Here is a 23,692-nt window from a genome sequence, read left to right on the forward strand (position 1 = left end):
AACGAACAATTGATTTACTTTTTATAAAGTGTTCATCATGAAAAGCGATCTTAGCCCGGCAACGGGTCTCACTGTGGAAAACAGTATGAGTGAAGAAGAGCTACTGGCGCGTACCGCCTGGTTCTATTACCACGACGGACTGACACAGAATGAAATTGGTGAGCGACTTGGTCTGACTCGCCTGAAAGTTTCACGCCTGCTGGAGAAAGGACGCCAGTCAGGAGTGATCCGCGTACAGATTAATTCGCGTTTTGAGGGATGTCTGGCACTGGAACATGCCCTGCTCGAACGCTTCAGTCTGAAGCAGGTACGGGTGCTGCCGCAGCTTCACGGCCCGAATCTTAGCCAGCGGCTGGGGGTGGGTGCCGCCCAGATGCTGATGTCGTTACTCCAGCCGCAACAGTTGCTGGGGGTGGGGTTTGGCGAAACCAGTATGAACACCCTGCAACATCTGAGCGGTTTTATCGCTTCGCAGCAGATCCGCATGGTGACTCTCTCGGGCGGCGTCGGGCCGTATATGACTGGCATCGGCCAGCTTGATCCGGCCTGTGGCATCAGCATTATTCCGGCACCGCTGCGCGCTTCCAGCGCCAGCGTGGCGCAAATCCTGCGTCAGGAGCGCAGCGTACAGGACGTGATGCTCACCGCCTGTGCTGCTGATGTGGCGATTGTCGGCATTGGTGCGCTCAGTCAAAAGCAGCAGGCCACCATTTTACGCTCGGGTTATATCAGCGAGGGAGAACAGCTGATGTATGGTCGCAAAGGCGCGGTGGGTGACATTCTCGGCTTCTTTATGCGTCCCGATGGACAACTGGCTGAGTCCATGCCGATCCATGATGAACTGATAGCCGTCAGTCCTGCCGAGCTGGCGACGATACCTGTCGTGGTAGGCGTGGCAGGCGGCACCGAAAAAGCAGAAGCCATCATTGCCGCCCTGAAGGGGGCGCGCATTAATGCCCTGGTAACAGAAGAGGACACAGCCCGCGCGATGTTGGCGTTATTGCAGTAGCCCTGCGGCGGGGTCGATCCGGTCAGATTTTTTGCAGGAGTTACTGAGATGACGCTATCCCATGCCCCGCATTTAATGGCGCTCGACGCCGGCACCGGCAGCATTCGCGCGGTGATTTTTAACCTGCAAGGTGAGCAAATTACCGTCGCCCAGGCCGAATGGCAGCACCTGGCCATACCCGATGTGCCCGGTTCGATGGAATTTGACCTGAGCAAAAACTGGCAGCTGGCCTGCCAGTGCATTCGCCAGGCGCTGCAACAGGCGCAGCTCCCTGCCAGCGCCATCCGTGGCGTAGCCTGTTGTTCGATGCGTGAAGGTATCGTGTTGTATAACAAGGCCGGTGAGGCGATCTGGGCCTGTGCCAACGTTGATGCCCGCGCCAGTCGTGAAGTCAGCGAACTCAAAGAAATCCATCACGGCGAGTTTGAACGCGAAATCTACCAGTGCTCCGGACAAACCCTGGCGCTGGGTGCGATGCCGCGCCTGCTGTGGCTGGCGCATCACCGTCCGGATATCTATCGCCAGGCCGCCACCCTGACCATGATCAGCGACTGGCTGGCAAAATGCCTCAGTGGCGAGCTGGCGGTTGATCCTTCCAATGCCGGAACAACCGGCCTGCTCGATTTACGCAGCCGCAACTGGCGGCCGGAACTGCTGGAGATGGCCGGTTTACGCGGCAATATGCTGTCACCCGTGGCGGAAACCGGTACCCCGCTCGGGTACGTCACTGCCGACGCAGCCAAGGCCTGTGGCCTGGCACAAGGCACAGTGGTGGCGATGGGCGGTGGCGATGTCCAGTTGGGCACGCTGGGGCTGGGGGTGGTCAGGGCCGGAGAGACAGCGGTGCTGGGTGGCACCTTCTGGCAGCAGGTAGTGAATCTGCCACAGCCGCAGGTCGATCCGGCGATGAATATTCGTATCAATCCGCACGTCATTCCCGGCATGGCGCAGGCGGAAGCCATCAGCTTTTTTACCGGCCTGACCATGCGCTGGTTCCGTGATGCCTTTTGCAGTGAGGAGAAACTGCTGGCGGAACGGCTGGGGGTTGATTGCTATAGCCTGCTGGAGGAGATGGCCGCCCGCGTTCCGGCCGGTGCCTGGGGGGTAATGCCGGTATTCTCTGACGCGATGCACTTTAATAAGTGGTATCACGCCGCTCCGTCGTTCATTAATCTCTCCATCGACCCGGAACGTTGTAATAAGCAAACCCTGTTCCGCGCGCTGGAGGAGAACGCCGCCATTGTTTCAGCCTGCAATCTTGATCAGGTGGCAGAATTTTCCGGCGTGCGGGCATCGCATCTGGTGTTCGCAGGCGGCGGATCCAAAGGGAAGCTGTGGAGCCAAATCTTAAGTGACGTGACCGGTCTGACGGTAAAAGTGCCGCAGGTAAAAGAAGCGACCGCGCTGGGCTGCGCCATTGCGGCGGGGGTCGCTGCCGGCCTCTACAGCAACCTGGCGGAGACCGGACGCGACCTGGTGCGCTGGGAACGGGAATTTCATCCCGATGCCGCTCATCATGCGCTCTATCAGCAGCAAAAATCCGTCTGGCAGAAGGTGTATGCTGACCAGCTGACGCTGGTGGATAACGGGCTGACCACGTCAATGTGGAAAGCGCCAGGGCTGTAACAATGCCTTATCCTGCTCCGTCGCGGCGTGATTTCTCGCGCCGCGACGGGCACAATGATGACAACCGTATCTGCGGCCAGTCATAAAAAATTCATCAGTTAACTCGGAAAAATCCGTATCTGCGTAGCTTATCCTGCCATTTTTTCACCAGAAATTTGAGTTGGTGGAGTGGATTGCATAAGAAATACGCGCTCGATCAAGTTCTGAAAAAAATCTGCATTCCGGTTGACATGATGTCGGGCCTTATAAGACAAGGCCTAAGAAATTTCGCAAAAATTACAACCCCTGCAAACATCATTTTTTCCTCTTGTTAACCCGCGCTAAAATACTAAAATATGCCTCCATGTTGTTATGGTTTTACCCTTCACCCCCTAGATATAGTGTTTATCCACAACATTATTCACAATGAATATGCTGTGCATAAACCGGGATTTCTTTTAATTTTTGGATACTCACGCAAAGGTAAAAACGCGACATGAACCAAAGTCTGCTCGTTACTAAACGCGATGGCCGCCAGGAGCGCATTGATCTCGACAAAATTCACCGTGTACTGGACTGGGCAGCCGAAGGGCTGAACAACGTCTCCGTGTCACAGGTTGAACTGCGTTCTCACATTCAGTTCTATGATGGGATTCGGACCTCCGACATCCATGAGACCATCATCAAGGCCGCTGCAGACCTTATTTCTCGCGATGCCCCGGATTATCAGTACCTCGCCGCACGCCTGGCGATTTTCCATCTGCGTAAAAAAGCCTACGGCCAGTTTGAGCCGCCGACGCTGTTCGACCAGGTAGTCAAAATGGTCGAGATGGGCAAATACGATCGCCATCTGCTGGAAGACTACAGCAAAGAAGAATTCGAGCAGATGGACGGCTTTATTGACCACTGGCGCGACATGAACTTCTCCTACGCCGCAGTGAAGCAGCTGGAAGGTAAATACCTGGCGCAGAACCGCGTTACCGGTGAAATCTACGAGAGCGCGCAGTTCCTGTATATTCTGGTGGCTGCCTGCCTGTTCTCCGGCTATCCGCGCGACACGCGCATGGATTACGTTAAGCGTTTCTATGACGCGGTCTCTACCTTCAAGATTTCGCTGCCGACGCCAATTATGTCCGGTGTACGTACCCCGACGCGTCAGTTCAGCTCCTGCGTATTGATCGAATGTGGCGACAGCCTGGATTCCATCAACGCCACTTCCAGCGCCATTGTGAAATACGTTTCCCAACGTGCCGGTATCGGTATCAACGCCGGTCGCATCCGTGCGCTGGGCAGCCCGATTCGCGGCGGTGAAGCGTTCCACACCGGTTGTATCCCGTTCTATAAACATTTCCAGACGGCGGTCAAATCCTGCTCGCAGGGTGGCGTGCGCGGTGGTGCAGCGACGCTGTTCTACCCGATGTGGCATCTGGAAGTTGAAAGCCTGCTGGTGTTGAAAAACAACCGTGGCGTCGAAGGCAACCGCGTCCGTCATATGGACTACGGTGTGCAGATCAACAAGCTGATGTACCAGCGCCTGCTGAAAGGTGAAGATATCACCCTGTTCAGCCCGTCTGACGTGCCTGGCCTGTATGATGCCTTCTTCGCCGATCAGGACGAATTTGAGCGTCTGTACACCACTTACGAGAAAGACGACAGCATCCGTAAACAGCGCGTGAAGGCGGTCGATCTGTTCTCTCTGATGATGCAGGAACGAGCCTCAACCGGCCGTATCTACATCCAGAACGTTGACCACTGCAACACCCACAGCCCGTTTGATCCGGCTATTGCGCCGGTACGTCAGTCTAACCTGTGCCTGGAAATCGCCCTGCCGACCAAGCCGCTGGATGACGTCAACGACGAAAACGGTGAAATCGCCCTGTGTACGCTTTCTGCGTTCAACCTCGGTGCGATCGACAGCCTCGACGATTTGGAAGAACTGGCGACCCTGGCCGTACGCGCCCTGGATGCCCTGCTCGACTACCAGGATTACCCGATCCCGGCCGCTAAACGTGGCGCTATGGGTCGTCGTACCCTGGGTATTGGTGTGATTAACTTCGCTTACTACCTGGCGAAAAACGGTGTTCGTTACTCCGATGGCAGCGCCAACAACCTGACGCACAGAACGTTCGAAGCCATTCAGTACTATCTGCTGAAGGCGTCTAACGAGCTGGCGAAAGAGCAAGGTGCCTGCCCGTGGTTCAATGAGACCACCTATGCGCAGGGCATTCTGCCGACCGATACCTATAAAAAGGATCTCGACAGTATCTGCAACGAGCCGCTGCATCTTGACTGGGAAACGCTGCGTGAGTCGATCAAAACCCACGGCCTGCGTAACTCCACGCTGTCTGCACTGATGCCGTCTGAAACCTCGTCGCAGATTTCGAACGCCACCAATGGTATCGAACCGCCGCGCGGTCATATCAGCATCAAAGCCTCGAAAGATGGCATCCTGCGCCAGGTGGTGCCGGAATATGAGCGTCTGAAAGATCAGTACGAACTGCTGTGGGAAATGCCTTCCAACGACGGCTATTTACAGCTGGTTGGCGTGATGCAGAAGTTTATCGACCAGGCAATTTCGTCGAACACCAACTACGATCCAAACCGCTTCGCCAACGGCAAAGTGCCGATGAAGCAGTTGCTGAAAGATCTGCTGACCGCTTACAAGTTTGGCGTGAAAACTCTGTACTACCAAAACACCCGTGACGGTGCTGAGGATGCGCAGGACGATCTGGCCCCTTCCATTCAGGATGACGGCTGCGAAAGCGGCGCTTGTAAGATTTAATTAAAGGGCGGAGCACGCGGCTCCGCCCTCCTTGTTTCGGGGTCGACAGCTGTCGGCCCGTTCACATTTGGACATCCCTATGGCTTACACCACATTCTCGCAAACCAAGAATGACCAGCTGAAAGAGCCGATGTTTTTCGGTCAGTCAGTCAACGTTGCCCGTTTCGATCAGCAGAAATATGACATCTTCGAAAAGCTGATCGAGAAGCAACTCTCCTTCTTCTGGCGTCCGGAAGAAGTGGACGTTTCTCGCGATCGCATCGACTATCAGGCGCTGCCGGAACACGAGAAACACATTTTTATCAGCAACCTGAAGTATCAGACGCTGCTGGATTCGATTCAAGGTCGTAGCCCGAACGTGGCGCTGCTGCCGCTGATCTCGATCCCGGAACTGGAAACCTGGATCGAAACCTGGGCGTTCTCCGAGACCATCCACTCGCGCTCCTATACCCACATCATCCGCAACATCGTTAACGATCCGGCGCTGGTGTTTGATGACATCGTCACTAACGAGCAGATCCTCGCCCGTGCACAGGATATCTCTAAGTACTACGATGACCTGATTGAGATGACCAACTACTGGCATCTGCTGGGTGAAGGCACTCATCAGGTGGCGGGCAAAACCGTCACCGTTAATCTGCGCAGCCTGAAGAAGCAACTCTACATTTGCCTGATGAGCGTGAACGCACTGGAAGCGATTCGCTTCTATGTCAGCTTCGCCTGCTCCTTTGCGTTTGCCGAGCGCGAGCTGATGGAAGGTAACGCCAAAATCATCCGCCTGATTGCCCGTGATGAAGCGCTGCACCTGACCGGGACTCAGCATATGCTGAACCTGATGCGCAGCGGTGAAGACGATCCGGAAATGAAAGAGATTGCCGCAGAGTGCCGTGACGAATGTTACGACCTGTTCAAGAAAGCAGCCGAGCAGGAAAAAGAGTGGGCAGAATACCTGTTCAGCGGCGGCTCGATGATCGGCCTGAACAAAGACATTCTGTGCCAGTACATCGAATACATCACCAATATTCGTATGCAGGCGGTCGGTCTTGATCTGCCTTTCCAGACCCGCTCCAACCCGATTCCGTGGATCAACAGCTGGCTGGTGTCTGATAACGTGCAGGTTGCACCGCAGGAAGTGGAAGTCAGCTCTTATCTGGTGGGTCAGATCGACTCTGAAGTGGGCGAAGACGACTTCAACGACTTCCAGCTGTAAGCATGAGCCGTTCTGTCGTCATTCTGCGCAGCTCCGGCACCCGGCTGGAGTGCGCAGAAGAACATCCCAACCTGCTCGCCACGCTCGAAGCGCATAACTTGTGCGTTGAATTCCAGTGTCGCGAGGGCTACTGCGGCTCCTGCCGGATGCGTTTGCTGAAGGGTGAAGTGCAGTACGCCGAGACACCGCTGGCGTTTATTCAGCAGGGCGAGTTTTTGCCCTGCTGTTGTAAAGCCAAAGGCGAGATTGAGATCGAGCTGTAACTTTTGCACGATTTGTAGCGGCACGATTTATCGTGCGGATTTTCCTGGCACAGCGCACAGAATTGCGCGATAAATCGCGCCGCTACGAGATCGTTTAAATCTTCACCGTTTCCAGCACATCAATCCAACCGTGTCCGGTGCTGACTTCACTGCCATGCAGCCAGCGGCGCAGCATATTCATTGCCATCATCGCCACCACCTTCTGGCGAATCTCCAGGTTATGCCGCCCATGGTTGAATTTCACCCGCTGACCCCAGCTGGCTTGCGGGGTGTGCAGCGCAATCGACACCTCCCCTTCATGCAAAGTGCCCACGGCCAGCGCCACATCGGCCTGCTGCTGCCCGGCGAAATCACGGATGCGCTGCACCTGCTGCTCCAGCGTTTCCGGCAGCGATGGCAATACATTGCCAGCCCGTAACGGTACCTCTGCTGAAGCCAGCTGCCACTGCAACAAGCCAGCGGTGTACGATTCGCTGATCGCCAGCGTTAACTCACGCGCTGCCAGCTCACGCGCCAGCAACGCCGGTAGGCCCTCGGTGCCATAAAAAATGGTGCATTCTGCCAGTTGCAGTTTGACCTGTTGCCACACCTGCTCCATCGCCACACGCTGGCTGGCCGGGCCGGTGAGTTTGATTTCAATAATCGGCATTGAGGAGCGATACCCCATCACCACGCCATCCGGTAACGGCAACGGCTCCAGTTCCGCCGCTAAATCGCTTTCGCCGCGACCAAAGGTAGTCAGACGCAGGCACAAGGGTGGCTCCGGCAATTCAAAGCGTGCTTTCAGACGCGGCAGAATCTCCTGCTCGACCATCACTTTAAATTCGGAGGGTACGCCCGGGGTGAAGAAGATCCAGCAACGATTGAGTTGCAGTGCAAAACCACAGGCGGTGCCTACCGGGTTATCAATCAATTCGGCGTTGGCGGGAATTTCTGCCTGCTTGCGGTTGCTCGGTGCCATGATGCGCCCACGTCCGGCAAACCAGGCCTCCATTTTCTCCAGCCATTCCTGATGCAGCACCAAATGGCTGTCGCTGGCCGTAGCCGCCGCAAGGGCGCTGAGATCGTCGCTGGTGGGGCCAAGGCCGCCATTGACAATCAGCACATCGGCAATCTGGCTACGGCTCTGGAGCGCCTCCACCAGCGATGGCAGAGCATCCCCTACCGTGCTGCGGCTGGTCATCGGCAAACCATGCTGAAACAACACATCAGCCAGCCAGGCAGCGTTGGTATCCACAATCTGCCCATGTAACACTTCATCGCCCGTTGAGAGCATTTCAACTCGTATCACGTTTATTCTCCTTATTCCCTGTCGCTTTACTGTAGGAACCAGGCGAGAGAAACACAATCACTGTGGGTGCGGAAGCGGGGTATTTTCAGTAAGACAGGATGAATGGGCGCGAAGAATTCACGCCCGGAAAAGCATTAACGGCGGGCCAGCAGCAACCCTAAGAACAACCCGGCGGCGGCACCGATACCAATTCCCTGCCAGGGTTTATCATGCACATAATCATCGGCACGATAAGCGGCTTTTTTCGCCCGATAGTAGTAGCTGTCAGAGGCCTGGCTGACGCGTGATTTCACTTCTTCCAGTGCCTGCTCCGCTTTGGTTTTCAGTTCGATATACTTTTGATCGGCCGGGTCACCTGACGAACGCAGCACTTCTTCCAGCGTTTCGGTCAGCAGGGCCAGATCGTCATCAAGACGGCTTTCAAATTGATCTGAAGATGACATTACGCAGTTCCTCCATGTATTTAACTTACCTGTCGGTTAACTATAGTCACTAAAAACCAGAAGCGGCCAGGAATCGCCCGAGTTTCGTCGCCAAAGCGTAAAGATCTGAAATCTGCTTCGCTTCCCTGATTAATCTGATAAATTTCTTCGGACTGAATTTTTTCATTCGGCGACTGTCGTATCCCCCTGTAGCCTGAAGCTATCAGGTCTGAAATGTGTGCATGATGCACGGCAGTCACCTTAAACCCGAGCAGCTAAGGATTAGATTTCTGGCATGAATCGTAGAAAGTTTATGAAAGCGTCAATGGCCCTCTCTGCCCTGAGCGGCATGACGGGTCTGTCCACGCTGTTTGCGCAGTCCGCCTGGGCCGATGATGGCATCGCCGACGGCACTGCGGTTCGCTTCGATTTCGATGTATTGAAAAAGAAAGCCGCCGCACTCGCCAGACAGCCCTGGGGTGGCGCGCCTGGCCCGCTGCCTGACACCCTGGCCAATCTGACCCCGCAGGCCTATAACGAAATTCAGTACGACGCCAACCATTCGCTGTGGAATAACATCCCCAATCGCGAGCTGGATGTGCAATTTTTCCACGTTGGCATGGGGTTTAAACGCCGTATCCGGATGTTTTCCGTCGATGCCGACAGCCGCGAAGCGCGTGAAATCCACTTCCGCCCGGAGCTGTTCAACTACAACAACGCCAACGTTGATACCAAACAGCTGGTCGGCAAAACCGATCTTGGCTTTGCGGGTTTCCGTGCATTTAAAAAGCCGGAGCTGGCGCGTCGCGATATCGTCTCCTTCCTCGGTGCCAGCTACTTCCGCGCCGTCGATGAAACTTATCAATACGGCCTTTCCGCGCGTGGCGTGGCGGTGAATACCTTCAGCAACGGCCATGAAGAGTTCCCGGACTTCACCGCCTTCTGGTTTGAAACGCCGAAAGCCGAAGACACCACCTTTGTGGTGTATGCCCTGCTGGATGGTGCCAGCGTCACCGGTGCCTACAAGTTCACCATTCACTGCGAAGCAGAACGCGTGGTGATGGAGGTGGAAAACCACCTGTTTGCCCGCAACGAGATCCGTCAGTTGGGTATCGCACCGATGACCAGCATGTTCAGCTGCGGCACCAACGAACGCCGGATGTGTAATACCTATCATCCGCAGATCCATGACTCCGATCGTCTGGCGATGTGGACCGGTAATGGCGAATGGATCGCCCGTCCGCTGAACAATCCGCAGCGTTTGCAATTCAACGCCTATCAGGATGAGAACCCGCGTGGCTTTGGCCTGTTACAGCTCAATCATGACTTTAAAGATTATCAGGATGTGATTGGCTGGTACGACAAACGTCCGAGCTTGTGGGTCGAGCCGATTGGCAAATGGGGGAAAGGGGCCATCAATCTGATGGAAATCCCCACCACCGGTGAAACGCTGGATAACATCGTTTGCTTCTGGCAACCGGCTGAACCAGTCAAAGCTGGCAGCGAATTCAACTTCCAGTACAAACTGTACTGGAGTGGCCTGCCGCCGGTGCGTAGCGGTCTGGCGCGTGTCGATGCCACCCGCACCGGCATCGGTGGCTTCCCGGAAGGCTGGGCACCGGGCGAACATTTCCCGGATCAGTGGTGCCGTCGCTTTGCGGTGGATTTCGTTGGTGGCGACCTGAAAGCCGCTGCACCGAAGGGTATCGAACCGGTGATCACCGTGTCTGCCGGTACCATTAAACAGGTTGAGATTCTCTACGTGGAGCCGCTGGACGGTTACCGCATCCTGTTTGACTGGTATCCGAACAGCGATTCCACCAAGCCGGTGGATATGCGCCTGTTCCTGCGTACCAAAGACGAAACCCTGAGTGAAACCTGGCTGTATCAGTACTTCCCGCCACCGCCAGACCAGCGTAAATACGTTGACGACCGGCAGATGACGCCGGGCTGATAAACATGGCGAGGTGCAAACCTCGCCATTATTTTTGCATGTCGATATGCGGAATATCATCTTCCAGATAGACGTCACTCACCGCGACAAAGCCATGGCGACCATAGAACGATTGCAGATGCGCCTGGGCTGAGAGGAATTGTGTATGTTGCGGCCAGTGCTGCTGGCAAGCCTGCAACGCCTGGGTCATTAAACGGTTGCCCAGATTATTACCACGCGCGCGATCCGAAACGATAACGCGACCTATCTTCACCGGGCTTTGTGCATCCGCAGGTGATAACAGCCGCGCGTAAGCCACCAGTTCATCGTTATACATACCTAACAGATGACGATTCTCCGCCACCAGATCCTGCCCATCGACATCAAGGTAAGGACATTGCTGCTCCACCACAAATACTTCACTGCGCAGCGCCAGCAGCGCATAAAGTTGTTGCAGGCTCAAATCACGATGATGAATATCCAGCCAGTTAATTTCCATAAAGCCTCCTTGTTGGGCGGTTAATTTACCTCACGTACGTCGTTGTTGTAGTGCAAAACCGGTAAAAAAAGCACATAACAGCGCCGCCAGCCACGGCAAGCCGTGCAGCGTCAGCGACATTGCCAGCCCACCCAATGCCGGACCAATAAAAGCGCCAATCCCCCAGGCCACTGACAACGCGGCATAGGCCGCTGCCAGTTCCGAACCCTGAAAACGCTGCCCCACCAGCGTGATGATAACCGTGTAAATACCGACAAATACTCCGCCCCAGCAAAACAGCAGCAAGCGCGCCAGCCATAGCGACTGAAGCGCGAACGGCCAGGACAGCGCCCCGAGGGTGGACAACGCCGCCAGCCAGACAATTAAGTGATGACGATCCATGCGATCGGCCAGCCAGCCGATCGGGAGCTGCAACAGGATCGCCCCAACCATTAAAATGGTAATCAACGATGTCGCCTGTCCTTCAGACCAGCCAAGATTGATGGCGTACAACGCCAGCAGATTCATCCCCGCCGCTTCCAGCGCCGCATTAAGGATGGTCGCCGCCAGCGCCAGAGGTAACAAGCGCAGCCAGCGCGACAGTTTTCGCGGTGTCCCCTCTTCCGCGCTGAAATGCAGTTTGCCGCTGGCGCACAGCGCCAACACAGCAAGGGCAGATAAGGCCGCGCCAGTGATAAATGCGCCGTCACCACTGCCCAGTATCGTCAGAATAAAAGGACCGAGCGCGAATCCTGCTGACAGCATCGCGGTGTAAGTTGCCAGCATTTTTGCCCGGTTATGCTCCGCAGCTTGTTGATTCAGCCAGGTTTCCGTCACCACCAGAATCACTTCTGAGGCCATCCCCAACAGCAGCCGCAGCAAGAAGCTGCTGCTAATCGGTAGCACAGGAAAAAGGATCAACAACAACACCGTGACCAGCAGCGACAGGGTAAGCAGGAATTTAGGTGCAAAACGACGGATGAGAGCGGGCAATGCTGGCGCGATAAGCAGCACGCCCAGCGCATGCATCGCCGCATTGATGCCGATTTGCGTTTCACTGTATCCCGCCTTTGATAGCCGCAGCGCAATCAAAGGCGCACTTAAGCCGTAGGTCAAACCAAAGATGGTAATGGCGAGGAGGATCATCGCGCGATTACGCGTCATTTTATCACGCTGCGCGAAGGCGTCCGCTTCTGCTGCCATAAGGTAAAACGTAAGCGCAAGCTCTGCCACAGACGCACTGGCCACAACCTGATAGGTTGCGGTTCAATCACCCGCTTGAGCAGACGCACGTAATCCAGCACCAGGCCTGGTGTCCAGGCCATCTCCTCTGCCCTGCCGCGTACCACGCCTAATAGCCAAAAATTAGGGTCAGCCAGCAGGCGTAAGCCGGCATACGGCTGTCGTGCCAGAATCCCCTCAATCGCCACATCCAGCGCCTGTATCACCGCAGATGAGCAATTACGTGCCGTCAGGTTGTAGGTACTGTCCAGCCGGTAGCTGTGCCAGAAATTTTGCAAGGCCTTAAAATTGTAATGTGAAAACAGGATCTGTTTATCGGGCTGACACCAGTCAGCCACCTCCAGTGACAGAGAGGCCAGGAAGCGCCCCGCAACATCGTTATGCTCACCCGAGCGTAACACTGCGCGGAAGTTACTACTGTCGCGATCAATATCCTCGAGCGGATAGTGACTGATATACAGACCCTCTCCGACCGCCAGCGAAGTATGCCCGGTCGATATCACCCCGTGCTGATCAACCGCAGCGATATAGCGATTAATTAACCGGTAACTCTCGCGCAGCCTGATAGAACCTAACGGAGTCCAGACATAGACCTTGAGCAGCTGGGGAGGTGGCTGAAGGGGAAAAGGAGGATGCACATACTGGCTGCTGTGCCACTGTCGCAATCCGCCCACCTTAAACAGGGGTAGCGTGGTCACCGTGCTGTTGGCCGTCAGCAGGTGTGCCTGACGCGCCATCTGTAGCAACGTGGTGCCAATACTTAGCAACAGTAACGAGAAACACAGTGGTACGGCGATGTGATGATGAAACGGCCAGTCACTGATGATCAGAATACTGATAATCCATTCCACCACGCCGGTAACGCATTGCTTCTTCCAGCGCCAGCCACGTAACACGATGGCGGCCACGAAGCGGAACAAACCATCAATCATAAAGGCGATGCCAAACAGCACTGCCGATACATCATTGTTATCCTGCGGAATATTGAGAATCAAAAAGCCGATACACCACAAGCCCAGCGCCTTGAGCAGGGTCAACCCATCAATGCGCATTTCGCGGATAAAGGCGAGTGTCATCTGCACCATGCCTTCAATAATAAAAAATAGCGCGAGCATATCCAGTGGAACCGAAAGCAAGCCGTCACTGGCAATATCGTAGAAGATCAATGCCGCCAGTAGCAGCAACGCCATGCCAGTCAAAGCCAGCCAATACCAGCGTCGCCGGATCACCTGGGCACCGGTCAGCAGAAAGATCAACTTAATCACATTACCTCAGCGCAGCGGGATGAACATGACTTAAAAGTTAGCAATCGGTGGCGGGGTTGTCTGAGATAACAGGCAAAAAAAATCAGGCCCGCAGGCCTGATTTGTCAGTAGCATAATGCTTACATCAGCGGCTGTGCCATTTGCACCAGCGTAATGAGCGGCTGCGGATAGACACCCAACAGCAGGACCAGAATGGCGGAAATCAATACCACCACCCCACCGGCAGTGAAGGCCCAGTTGGCCGGGGTATCACGATCGCGCGTGTGCAGTTCCGGCGGACTGAGGTACAAACTCACCGTGACACGCAGGTAATAGTAAAGACCGATGGCGCTACCCGCCACCACCGCGCCGGTCAGCCACCACAGGTGCGCATTCACACCCGAAGCGATCACGTAGAACTTACCGATAAAGCCCAGCGTCATCGGGATACCCGCCAGCGACAGCATCATGATGGTCATCACCGCTGACAGAATCGGACGGTGCCAGAACAGGCCACGATAAGAGTACAGGGTGTCGGCATCCGGGCCACGATACGGGCTGGACATCAGGCTGACCACACCGAAGGCACCCAGGCTGCTGAACAGGTAACCAGCCAGATACACCCCGGCAGTTTCCAGTGACAGCTGATGGGTTTTCACCGAAATCAGCGCCACCAGCAGGTAACCCAGGTGGGCGATGGAGGAATAACCCAGCAGACGCTTGATGTTGCTCTGCGAAATCGCCATCAGGTTACCGAACAGGATGGAAACGAAGGCAATGACACCCAACACGGTGCGTACGGCTTCACTGTCGGTCACCGGCGCGTACATAAACAAACGCATGATCACGCCGAAGATAGCGATTTTGCTGGCGGTCGCCAGGAAGGTTGAAACCGGAGCAGGTGCGCCCTGGTACACATCAGGCGTCCACAGATGGAACGGCACCAGCGACAGTTTGAAGCCGAGACCGATAATCATCATGCCGAGGCCAACCAGCAACAACGGCTGCTGCATCATGCTGTCGTTCAGGCTTTTACCAAGCTGAACAAAGCTCAGGCTACCGGAGTCGGCATAGATCAGCGCAATACCGAACAACAGGAACGATGACGCTGCTGCCGACAGAATGGTGTATTTCAGTGCCGCTTCCAGTGAACGTTTCTGGCGGAAAGCGTAACCAATCAAACCAAACAGCGGCAGTGACAGCAGTTCGATACCGATAAACAGCGCCGCCAGATGGTTGGCGCTGGCCAGCACGATACCGCCGAGTGCCGCAATCAGCACCAGCAGATAGAACTCATCTTTGTTGTCCGGGAAACCGGCCAGCCACGGATAAGCGAAGGTGCAGGTCGCGAGACTCGCCAGCATCACCAGCCCGGTGTAGAAGATAGAGTAACCATCGACACGCAGCATCGGCGTGACATCCATTGGCCCGACATGGGCAACAAACCACAGAGAAAGCAGCGCCAGGTTAAGACCAATGACCGTCAGCGTGGCATTAACAAAATGGTTGCGTCGCCACGCAATGGACAGCATCACAACCACCACCGTCAATCCGACGATCAACAGCGGCAGTAACGCGATCAATTGTTGAGGAGTTATTGTCATGGCGAATTACGGCCTTGTAGTTGAAATTGAAGCGGTAAACCACTGCTGAATGTTGCTCATTGCAGCATGGGAAGTGTCGAGGATCGGCTGCGGATACACTCCGAGCAGAACCAGCAGCACCACCAGAACCATAATCATAATGAACTCACGCGGTGACATGCCTGGCAGCGGCGCCTGTGATTTTGCTTCACCGTAATAAGCGCGCTGCATCATCACCAGTGAATAGACCGAGGCGAATACCAGACCAAAAGTGGCAATCACGATAATCACCGGCACTACCTGGAAACTGCCGGTGAGAATCATAAATTCCCCGGCAAAGTTACCGGTGCCCGGCATACCCAGATTGGCGACGGCAAAGAACAGCGACAGTCCCGGAATCCATTTGATGCGTGACCACAAGCCCCCCATCTGACGCATATCACGGGTGTGCAGACGTTCATACAGCTGGCCACACAGGATGAACAGCGCAGCGGCGGACAGGCCATGCGCAATCATCTGTACCACTGCACCCTGGAACGCCAGCTGGCTGCCGGTGTAGATAGCAATCAGCACGAAGCCCATATGCGAGATAGAGGTGTAAGCGATCAGGCGTTTGATATCTGTCTGTGCAAACGCCATCCAGGCACCGTAGAAGATACCGATGACGCCCAGCCACATAGCAATCGGTGCAAACTCCGCCGAGGCATGCGGGAACAGCGGCAGACTGAAGCGCAGCAGACCATAAGCGGCGGTTTTCAGCAGAATCCCGGCGAGGTCCACCGAACCGGCTGTCGGTGCCTGGCTGTGCGCATCTGGCAACCAGCCGTGCAACGGTACCACCGGCATTTTTACCGCGAAGGCGATAAAGAAGCCCAGCATCAGCAGATATTCCACGGTGTGGGACATCGGCGTTTTCAGCAATTCTTCGTAGCTGAAGGTCCACACACCGGTGGCGTTGTAGTGCACAAACACCAGCGCCAGGATGGCAATCAGCATCACCAGACCCGATGCCTGGGTATAAATAAAGAACTTGGTGGCGGCGGTGATACGGGTTTTCCCGTCCGACGCTTTATGACCCCAGAGCGCGATGAGGAAGTACATCGGCACCAGCATCATTTCCCAGAAGAAGAAGAACAGGAACATGTCGATGGAGAGGAACACGCCAATTACGCCACCGAGGATCCACATCAGGTTGAGGTGGAAAAAGCCCTGATATTTCTCAATTTCTTTCCAGGAGCAGAGTACCGCCATCAGACCGAGCAGACCGGTCAGCACCACCATCAGCAGCGACAGACCATCAATCGCCAGGTGGAAATGGATACCGAAACGCGGGATCCACGGCACCGAATATTCTGATTGCCACTGCGGCATTCCTGTCGCCTGCGTCAGTGAATAGCCTCCCTGCAACCACAGCTGCATAGAGAGCACCAGCGTCAGCCCCATGGTGATCAGGGCGATCCAGCGCGGCACCTTCGCGCCAAGGCGCTCGGCCAGCCAGCACAGCAAGCCACCGAGAAAAGGTATGATTATTAGCCAAGGTAATAACACGGCGTACTTCCCTTTTTTTTGCCTTTATCAGGCAATTTTTACTTTCTCGACTGGGGTGAAGGAAAGACCGCCACCCCGCCCATCAATCTTTTTAAACCACCAGCAGCAGGGCCAGAACGACCACAGCACCGACACTCATGGACGCCACATACCAGCGCAGATAGCCGTTTTCGCTGACCACCAGCCCCTTGTTGCCAACGCGTGAAATCAGCGCGGGCAGATTCATCAGCGAGTTCAGCGGGTCACGGTGCAACAGCCAGGCAATGCCGAGGAATGGCTTAACGAACACTTTGTCGTACAGCCAGTCGAAGCCCCAGGCCGCAAACCACCAGGTACCGAAGAAACGGCCCGGTGCACTGTTGGCAACGCGGGTCACCAGCTGACGTTTGCCCAGCCACAGCGCCGCAGCAATCAGGATACCGACGATAGCCACCACGCCAGAGGTGATTTCCAGCCCCACTTTGCCGCCTTCACCAAACTCGTTCTGCGGCAGAACACCTGCCAGCGGTGGAGTAATCAGCGCACCAATAAAGGTCGAAAGCACCAGCAGCACAATCAGCGGCAGATGATGAGTAATGCCTTTACCGGCATGGGCATGAATTTTTTCTTCGCCGTGGAAGACGATGAAAATCATGCGGAAAGTATAGATAGAAGTCAGGAACGCCCCGACCAGACCGGCAACCATCAGATTGATGTGGCCATTGGCCAGCGCACCAAACAGGATTTCATCTTTACTGTAGAAACCTGCGGTAATCAGCGGCAGCGCGGCCAGTGCCGCACCACCCACCAGGAAGCAGGCATACACCAGCGGGATGCTCTTACGCAGACCACCCATTTTGAAGATGTTCTGCTCGTGATGGCAGGCCAGAATCACTGAACCTGAAGAGAGGAACAGCAGCGCTTTAAAGAACGCATGGGTCATCAGGTGGAAAATCGCCGCATCCCACGCCTGAACACCAAGTGCCAGGAACATGTAGCCAATCTGGCTCATGGTCGAGTAAGCCAGTACGCGTTTGATATCGGTCTGCACCAGCGCGGCAAAACCCGCCAGCACCAGGGTGATAGCCCCCACGATACCGACCAGATGCAGCACATCCGGCGTCAGCAGGAACAGGCCATGCGTACGGGCGATCAAATAGACACCCGCCGTCACCATGGTCGCGGCGTGGATCAGTGCAGAAACCGGCGTCGGACCGGCCATCGCATCCGCCAGCCACGTCTGCAACGGCAGCTGTGCTGATTTACCCACCGCACCACCCAGTAACAGCAGGGTAGCCCACTGCAACATATGGTTGTCAGCCGCAAAGTGCGCCGGAGCCAATTCCATCAGTTCGCGGAAGTTCAGCGTACCCAGTTCGTTGTAGAGGATGAATAAGGCTAAAGCCAGGAACACATCACCCACACGGGTAATGATGAAGGCTTTCATTGCTGCTTTGCCATTTTCCGGGTTGCTGTAGTAGAAACCGATCAGCAGATAGGAACACAGCCCCACCCCTTCCCAGCCGAGATACATCAGCATCAGGTTATCGGCCAGCACCAGAACCACCATGCTGGCGATAAACAGGTTGGTGTAAGCGAAGAAGCGTGAGTATCCCTCTTCACCGCGCATGTACCAGGAAGCGAACATGTGGATGAAGAAGCCAACTCCGGTCACCACGGACAACATCGTCAGCGACAGGCCATCCAGCACCAGGTTGACTTTGATGTCGAAGTGTCCGACGTTCATCCAGGTCCAGAGCGCCTGCGTAAACGGCTGCTGCCCCTGGCTGAAGAAATCCATGCCGACAAAAATAGTGGTCAGGGCAGCCAGACCGACTGAGCCCATCCCCACAGCGGCAGACAGGTTCTCCGACCAGCGACCACGGGAAAATGCCAACAGCACGAAGCCAATTAGCGGAAATAAAACGGTTAAATAGAGAAGATTCATCCGCGCATCTCGCTCACAGTATCAATGTTCAGCGTCTGACGACGACGATAGAGCTGGAGCAGCAGCGCCAGACCAATACTGGCTTCCGCCGCCGCGAGGCTGATGGCCAGAATGTACATTACCTGGCCGTCCGCTTGCCCCCAGTAGCTGCCTGCCACCACCAGCGCCAGCGCGGCAGCGTTGATCATGATTTCCAGACCAATCAGCATAAACAGCAGGTTACGGCGCAGCACCAGTGAGGTCAGGCCAAGAACAAACAGCACAGCAGCCAGAATCAGGCCGTGTTGTAACGGGATCATGCGTGCTCCTCCTTATTCCCTTGCGCCTCTGCCGGACGGTTGCTTAACACTTCGCCCTGACGCTCTTCACGTCCGATATGGAAGGCCACAACCAGACCAGCCAGCAGCAGCATCGACGCCAGCTCCACAGCCAGAACATAAGGACCAAACAGGCTGATACCCACCGCTTTGGCGTCAATAACGGTGCCATCAATACCCTGATCGTGTGCGGTGCTGATGGCATAAATCATCACCACCAGCAGCAGTAAGGACACGATGCCAGGACCAATCCACAGCGATGGCTTCAGCCACTCGCGCTCCTGATCCTGCTGGGTTTTGCCAAGGTTCAGCATCATCACCACGAACACGAACAGCACCATAATGGCACCGGCGTAGACGATAATTTCCAGCGCACCGGCAAAGTAAGCGCCCATCGAAAAGAACACACCCGCAATCGACAGCAGCGAAACAATCAGGTACAGCAGCGCATGTACCGGGTTGGTGTGAGTGATGACGCGTAGCGTCGTCAGCACCGCCACCAGTCCGCAAAGATAAAACGCAAATTCCATACCTGGCTCCTTAAGGTAACAAACCTTTGACGTCGATCGGTTTGGCTTCGTTTTCAGCATCGCCTTTGCCTTTCCCGTCAATTGCCATACCCGCCATGCGGTAGAAGTTGTACTCCGGATATTTACCCGGCCCGGAGATCAACAGATCCTGTTTTTCGTACACCAAATCCTGACGCTTAAACTCACCCAGTTCGAAATCCGGGGTCAGCTGGATAGCCGTAGTCGGACAGGCTTCTTCGCACAGGCCACAGAAGATGCAGCGTGAAAAGTTGATGCGGAAGAATTCCGGATACCAGCGGCCATCCTGCATTTCGGCTTTTTGCAGCGAAATACAGCCTACCGGACACGCTACCGCACACAGGTTACAGGCAACGCAACGCTCCTCACCGTCCGGATCGCGCGTCAGCACGATGCGGCCACGGTAGCGTGGCGGCAGGTACACCGGCTCTTCCGGGTACATCTGGGTTTCGCGTTTGGCGAAGGCATGCATGCCTATCATCCAGATACTGCGCACTGTCGTGCCGAAGCCAACGACAATATCTTTTAAAGTCATCTCAAAACCCCTTACTGCGCAGACAGAATCACTGCGGCGGTCGCCAGCAGGTTCAGCAGCGTCAACGGCAAACACACTTTCCAGCCGAACGACAGCACCTGGTCATAGCGTGGACGCGGAAGCGCAGCACGAATCAGGATAAACATCACCATGAAGAACGCAGTCTTAACGGCAAACCAGATGATCGGCGGCAGGAACGGCCCCTGCCAGCCACCGAAGAACAGCGTCACAATCAGCGCTGACACGGTGGTGATGGCCACGTATTCACCGACAAAGAACAGACCGAACTTCATCCCGGCGTATTCGATGTGATAACCATCGGCCAGTTCCTGCTCGGCTTCCGGCTGGTCAAACGGATGACGGTGACACACCGCAACGCCTGCGATACAGAAAGTAAGGAAGCCGAAGAATTGCGGAATGATGTTCCACAGGTGCGCCTGGCTTTCGACGATGGCATTCAGATTGAACGATCCCGCCTGCGCTACCACACCCATCAGCGACAGACCGAGGAACACTTCGTAGCTCAGGGTCTGCGCGGAAGCACGCATCGCACCCAGCAGCGAATATTTGTTGTTACTCGACCAGCCCGCAAACAGCACCGCGTACACCGCCAGACCCGCCATCATCAGGAAGAACAGCAGACCGATATTCAGGTCAGTCACCATCCAGGTCGGTGTGACCGGCACAATTGCAAACGCCAGCAGCAGCGAAACAAACGCAATTACCGGGGCGAGGGTGAAGATGAATCGGTCGGTAAACGGCGGAATCCAGTCCTCTTTAAAGAACATTTTGATCATGTCCGCTGCCAGTTGCAGCGAACCGCCCCAACCTACACGGTTCGGTCCGTAACGGTTCTGCCATAAGCCGAGCAGACGACGCTCGGCAAAGCTCATAAAGGCACCACAACCCACCACCACCAGCAGGATGACGATGGCTTTGCCGATGCTAATCAGGATGTCAATAACGTCCGGTGTCAGCCAGCTCATTGCGCCGCCTCCTGCAGTTTGTCAATTTGCGCACCCGAGAGGAACGGCGGTACACCCGGCATACCGAGTGGCAGACCTACCTGCCCCGCCTGCAATGACGCGGAAAAACGTACCGGCAGGCGCAGGGTTTCACCAGCACACACCAGCTCCACCGCCGCACCGTTATTCACACCGAGCTTCTCAGCGTCGGCTGGGTTGATCACCAGCGTGGCCGGAGACATACGTTTCTGGAACACCGGTGAACGTTGCGTCATCTCTTCACTACCGAACAGCTGATAGTAAGGGGCCACGCGCCACTGGCTGCCACCGACAAAACTTTCCGGCACGGCACTGAACCACGGCAGTGAACCTTCTGCGGCCTCAAACAGACGCACACCCGGATCGCCATTGCGCAGCTTACCGCCCACTTCGGCCTGGAATTTGTTCCATGCCTGTGGGGAGTTCCAGCCTGGCGCCCAGGCAAACGGAATCTGCGAACGCGCAGCATTCGGCTGGTTGTTCCCTTCCATCGAGAAGGCAAACATGGTGTCTTTATCCTGCGGCTGACGCGGTTCGTGCACGCTGATATTCGCGCGCGCCGCAGTACGGCCACTGTAACGATGCGGGGAACGCGCCAGTTTCTGACCACGAATACGGAAGCTGGCATCCGGTGCCGCGTCCTTGATGCCTTTCAACTGCGGCAATGCCGCGATGGTGGCATCTATCACATGGTCGAGCAGCGTCCAGTCAATGTGGCGGCTTTCCACTGTGCTGTGCAGCGAATGCAGCCAACGCCAGCTTTCCAGCATCACCACGCTGCTGTCGTAGTAGGAAGGATCGTAAACCTGGAAGAAGCGCTGAGCGCGACCTTCATGGTTGATCGAGGTACCATCGCTTTCGGCAAAGCTGGCTGTGGAGAACACCAGGTTGGCTTTTTCCAGCGTGGCGGTGCGTTGATGATCAACCACAATCACGTTGGCAGCCTGCGCCAGTGCCGCGTCCACCGTCGCCTTCGGCGCGTGGCGATACAGATCGTTTTCCAGCACCACCAGCGTATCGGCTTCGCCGTTGCTCAGTTGCGCCAGGGCGCTATCCAGCGATGCACCGCCCATTAGGCCCAGGCCGATGCTGTTAGCGGCGGATGCCAGCAGGGTGATGCCGACATCCGCACCACGCGCTTTCAGCGCTTTAGCCACGTTGGCGGCCGCTTCAATCATTGCGGTGCTGCCAGAGTGAGTACCGGAGATAATCAGCGGCTTTTTCGCCCCGGTCAGCGCCTGTACCACCACATCCAGCTTACCGTTCAGCGTCTTGTCAAAATCGCCAACCGCTGGCGCGCTTTCATCCAGCGCATGCGCGATGGCAAAACCGAGACGTGCCTGATCTTCCACCGGAGCGCGATAGCTCCACGCGGCGATATCATCCAGACGGGTTTCATCGACGTTGGTCACGAACAGCGGGTGTTTGGCGTGTTGTCCGATGTTGAGGATCGCCGCGATTTGCCAGTCAGCCACTTTCTGTGCGGCGGCCATTTCGCGTGCTTTACCCTTCACCGCCTGACGTACGGACAGTGCCACGCGCGCGCCAACCTGAGTCAGATCTTCGCCCAGCACCAGCACCGCATCGTAGCTTTCAATTTCACGCAGAGACGGGGTATAGATACCGCCTTCGCGCAGCACTTTGAGCATCAGTTCCAGACGCGCCTGCTCGCCTGCTGGCATACCGGTGGAGAAGTTATCCGCTCCCACCAGCTCGCGCAGGGCAAAGTTACTTTCGATGCTGGCACGCGGAGAGCCAATCCCGATGACTTTTTTCGCCTGACGCAACACATCTGCCGCTGCGTTCACAGCCTGCTCAGCATTCAGAGTGACCCAGTCATTGCCACGCAGCTGTACCGGATGGCGCGGACGGTCCTTCAGGTTGACGTAACCGTAACCAAAGCGACCGCGGTCACACAGGAAGTAGTGGTTTACTGTGCCGTTATAACGGTTTTCGATACGTCGTAATTCGCCGTAACGCTCACCGGGGCTGGTGTTACAACCGACGCTGCATTGCTGGCAGATACTCGGCGCAAACTGCATATCCCACTTACGGTTATAACGCTCGGAGTGGGTTTTATCGGTGAAGACCCCGGTCGGACAGATTTCTACCAGGTTACCGGAGAATTCGCTTTCCAGCGTGCCATCTTCCGGACGACCAAAGTAGACGTTGTCATGCGCGCCATACACACCAAGGTCGGTGCCATCGGCGTAATCTTTGTAGTAACGCACACAGCGATAACAGGCGATGCAGCGGTTCATTTCATGAGAAATGAACGGGCCGAGGTCCTGATTCTGGTGAGTACGTTTGGTGAAGCGATAGCGACGGAAGCTGTGGCCCGTCATTACCGTCATATCCTGCAGGTGGCAGTTACCGCCCTCTTCGCACACCGGACAGTCATGCGGGTGGTTGGTCATCAGCCATTCCACCACGCTTTCACGAAACTCTTTCGCTTCGCCATCGTCGATGGAAATAAAGGTGCCGTCCGATGCGGGCGTCATGCATGACATGACAAGGCGACCGCGGGTATCTTCGGCATTCTGGAATTGCTTTACCGCGCACTGGCGACAGGCACCCACGCTTCCCAGCGCCGGATGCCAGCAAAAATAAGGAATATCAAGGCCCAGAGACAGACATGCCTGTAGCAGGTTGTCCGACCCGTTCACTTCATACTCTTTACCGTCTACATGGATAGTAGCCATAGTGAATATGCTTCCGTAAGGCCCGTCCGGGGACGAGCGTTAAACATCT

At 55.7% G+C, this 23,692-nt stretch carries 19 protein-coding genes; 6 read left to right on the forward strand and 13 right to left on the reverse strand.

The window, feature by feature from the left end:
• Window positions 1–37 precede the first annotated feature (37 nt).
• From lsrR to yfaE, 5 genes are all read left to right on the forward strand, one after another.
• Entirely contained in the window at window positions 38–1,009 is a 972-nt protein-coding gene (gene lsrR, locus AC6I8X_RS13580; protein WP_299445379.1) for a transcriptional regulator LsrR, read from the forward strand.
• A gap of 48 nt (window positions 1,010–1,057) precedes the next feature.
• A complete protein-coding gene (gene lsrK, locus AC6I8X_RS13585; protein ID WP_497839975.1) occupies window positions 1,058–2,635 on the forward strand; it encodes an autoinducer-2 kinase in 1,578 nt (525 codons plus the stop codon).
• A gap of 475 nt (window positions 2,636–3,110) precedes the next feature.
• Window positions 3,111–5,396 carry a class 1a ribonucleoside-diphosphate reductase subunit alpha gene (gene nrdA / locus AC6I8X_RS13590; protein ID WP_313685659.1) on the forward strand — a complete coding sequence of 762 codons (2,286 nt, stop codon included), beginning with the start codon at window positions 3,111–3,113 and terminating at the stop codon, window positions 5,394–5,396.
• A gap of 79 nt (window positions 5,397–5,475) precedes the next feature.
• Entirely contained in the window at window positions 5,476–6,606 is a 1,131-nt protein-coding gene (gene nrdB / locus AC6I8X_RS13595; RefSeq protein ID WP_313685657.1) for a class Ia ribonucleoside-diphosphate reductase subunit beta, read from the forward strand.
• A 2-nt stretch (window positions 6,607–6,608) separates the two neighbouring features.
• A complete protein-coding gene (gene yfaE, locus AC6I8X_RS13600) occupies window positions 6,609–6,869 on the forward strand; it encodes a class I ribonucleotide reductase maintenance protein YfaE (protein WP_208715892.1) in 261 nt (86 codons plus the stop codon).
• A gap of 94 nt (window positions 6,870–6,963) precedes the next feature.
• Here yfaE and AC6I8X_RS13605 read toward each other — a convergent pair whose 3' ends face one another.
• Window positions 6,964–8,160 carry a nicotinamide mononucleotide deamidase-related protein YfaY gene (locus tag AC6I8X_RS13605; protein WP_299445369.1) on the reverse strand — a complete coding sequence of 399 codons (1,197 nt, stop codon included), beginning with the start codon at window positions 8,158–8,160 and terminating at the stop codon, window positions 6,964–6,966.
• 134 nt (window positions 8,161–8,294) lie between these two features.
• A complete protein-coding gene (gene elaB, locus AC6I8X_RS13610; protein ID WP_084876105.1) occupies window positions 8,295–8,603 on the reverse strand; it encodes a stress response protein ElaB in 309 nt (102 codons plus the stop codon).
• 274 nt (window positions 8,604–8,877) lie between these two features.
• Here elaB and AC6I8X_RS13615 point away from each other — a divergent pair, with 274 nt between their 5' ends.
• Window positions 8,878–10,536: a glucan biosynthesis protein D gene (locus AC6I8X_RS13615; RefSeq protein ID WP_313685652.1), complete on the forward strand. Its 1,659-nt coding sequence runs from the start codon at window positions 8,878–8,880 to the stop codon at window positions 10,534–10,536.
• Window positions 10,537–10,564: 28 nt separating this feature from the next.
• Here the strand turns inward: AC6I8X_RS13615 and AC6I8X_RS13620 are convergent, their stop codons facing one another.
• The 11 genes from AC6I8X_RS13620 to nuoG all read right to left on the reverse strand — a co-directional run bounded on the left by AC6I8X_RS13620 (window position 10,565) and on the right by nuoG (window position 23,643).
• Window positions 10,565–11,014: a GNAT family N-acetyltransferase gene (locus AC6I8X_RS13620; RefSeq protein ID WP_313685650.1), complete on the reverse strand. Its 450-nt coding sequence runs from the start codon at window positions 11,012–11,014 to the stop codon at window positions 10,565–10,567.
• A 30-nt stretch (window positions 11,015–11,044) separates the two neighbouring features.
• Window positions 11,045–12,157 (reverse strand): MFS transporter, encoded by a 1,113-nt coding sequence (locus tag AC6I8X_RS13625; protein ID WP_497839976.1) that lies wholly within the window; start codon window positions 12,155–12,157, stop codon window positions 11,045–11,047.
• Window positions 12,154–13,500, reverse strand: a complete 1,347-nt coding sequence (locus AC6I8X_RS13630) for an HdeD family acid-resistance protein (RefSeq protein ID WP_313685646.1) — start codon at window positions 13,498–13,500, stop codon at window positions 12,154–12,156. Before AC6I8X_RS13630 ends, AC6I8X_RS13625 begins: the two co-directional genes overlap by 4 nt.
• A 119-nt stretch (window positions 13,501–13,619) precedes the next feature.
• Window positions 13,620–15,083, reverse strand: a complete 1,464-nt coding sequence (gene nuoN / locus AC6I8X_RS13635) for an NADH-quinone oxidoreductase subunit NuoN (protein WP_299445357.1) — start codon at window positions 15,081–15,083, stop codon at window positions 13,620–13,622.
• A gap of 6 nt (window positions 15,084–15,089) precedes the next feature.
• Window positions 15,090–16,610 (reverse strand): NADH-quinone oxidoreductase subunit M, encoded by a 1,521-nt coding sequence (gene nuoM / locus AC6I8X_RS13640; protein WP_299445355.1) that lies wholly within the window; start codon window positions 16,608–16,610, stop codon window positions 15,090–15,092.
• Window positions 16,611–16,701: 91 nt separating this feature from the next.
• Window positions 16,702–18,537, reverse strand: coding sequence for an NADH-quinone oxidoreductase subunit L (gene nuoL, locus AC6I8X_RS13645; protein WP_084876112.1), 1,836 nt, complete (start codon window positions 18,535–18,537; stop codon window positions 16,702–16,704).
• A complete protein-coding gene (nuoK, locus tag AC6I8X_RS13650) occupies window positions 18,534–18,836 on the reverse strand; it encodes an NADH-quinone oxidoreductase subunit NuoK (protein WP_013509877.1) in 303 nt (100 codons plus the stop codon). Before nuoK ends, nuoL begins: the two co-directional genes overlap by 4 nt.
• Window positions 18,833–19,384: an NADH-quinone oxidoreductase subunit J gene (nuoJ, locus tag AC6I8X_RS13655; RefSeq protein WP_299445336.1), complete on the reverse strand. Its 552-nt coding sequence runs from the start codon at window positions 19,382–19,384 to the stop codon at window positions 18,833–18,835. The genes nuoK and nuoJ overlap by 4 nt, the downstream gene beginning before the upstream one ends.
• Window positions 19,385–19,394: 10 nt before the next feature.
• Complete coding sequence (gene nuoI / locus AC6I8X_RS13660) at window positions 19,395–19,937, reverse strand: NADH-quinone oxidoreductase subunit NuoI (protein WP_013509879.1); 543 nt, start codon at window positions 19,935–19,937, stop codon at window positions 19,395–19,397.
• 11 nt (window positions 19,938–19,948) lie between these two features.
• Entirely contained in the window at window positions 19,949–20,923 is a 975-nt protein-coding gene (nuoH, locus tag AC6I8X_RS13665) for an NADH-quinone oxidoreductase subunit NuoH (protein WP_313688941.1), read from the reverse strand.
• The gene (gene nuoG, locus AC6I8X_RS13670; RefSeq protein WP_497839977.1) at window positions 20,920–23,643 is read right to left on the reverse strand and encodes an NADH-quinone oxidoreductase subunit NuoG; all 2,724 of its coding nucleotides are present in this window, start codon (window positions 23,641–23,643) and stop codon (window positions 20,920–20,922) included. The genes nuoH and nuoG overlap by 4 nt, the downstream gene beginning before the upstream one ends.
• Window positions 23,644–23,692: the final 49 nt, after the last annotated feature.

This window comes from Pantoea sp. X-Soil-TKNS-1280 (genome assembly GCF_059730475.1).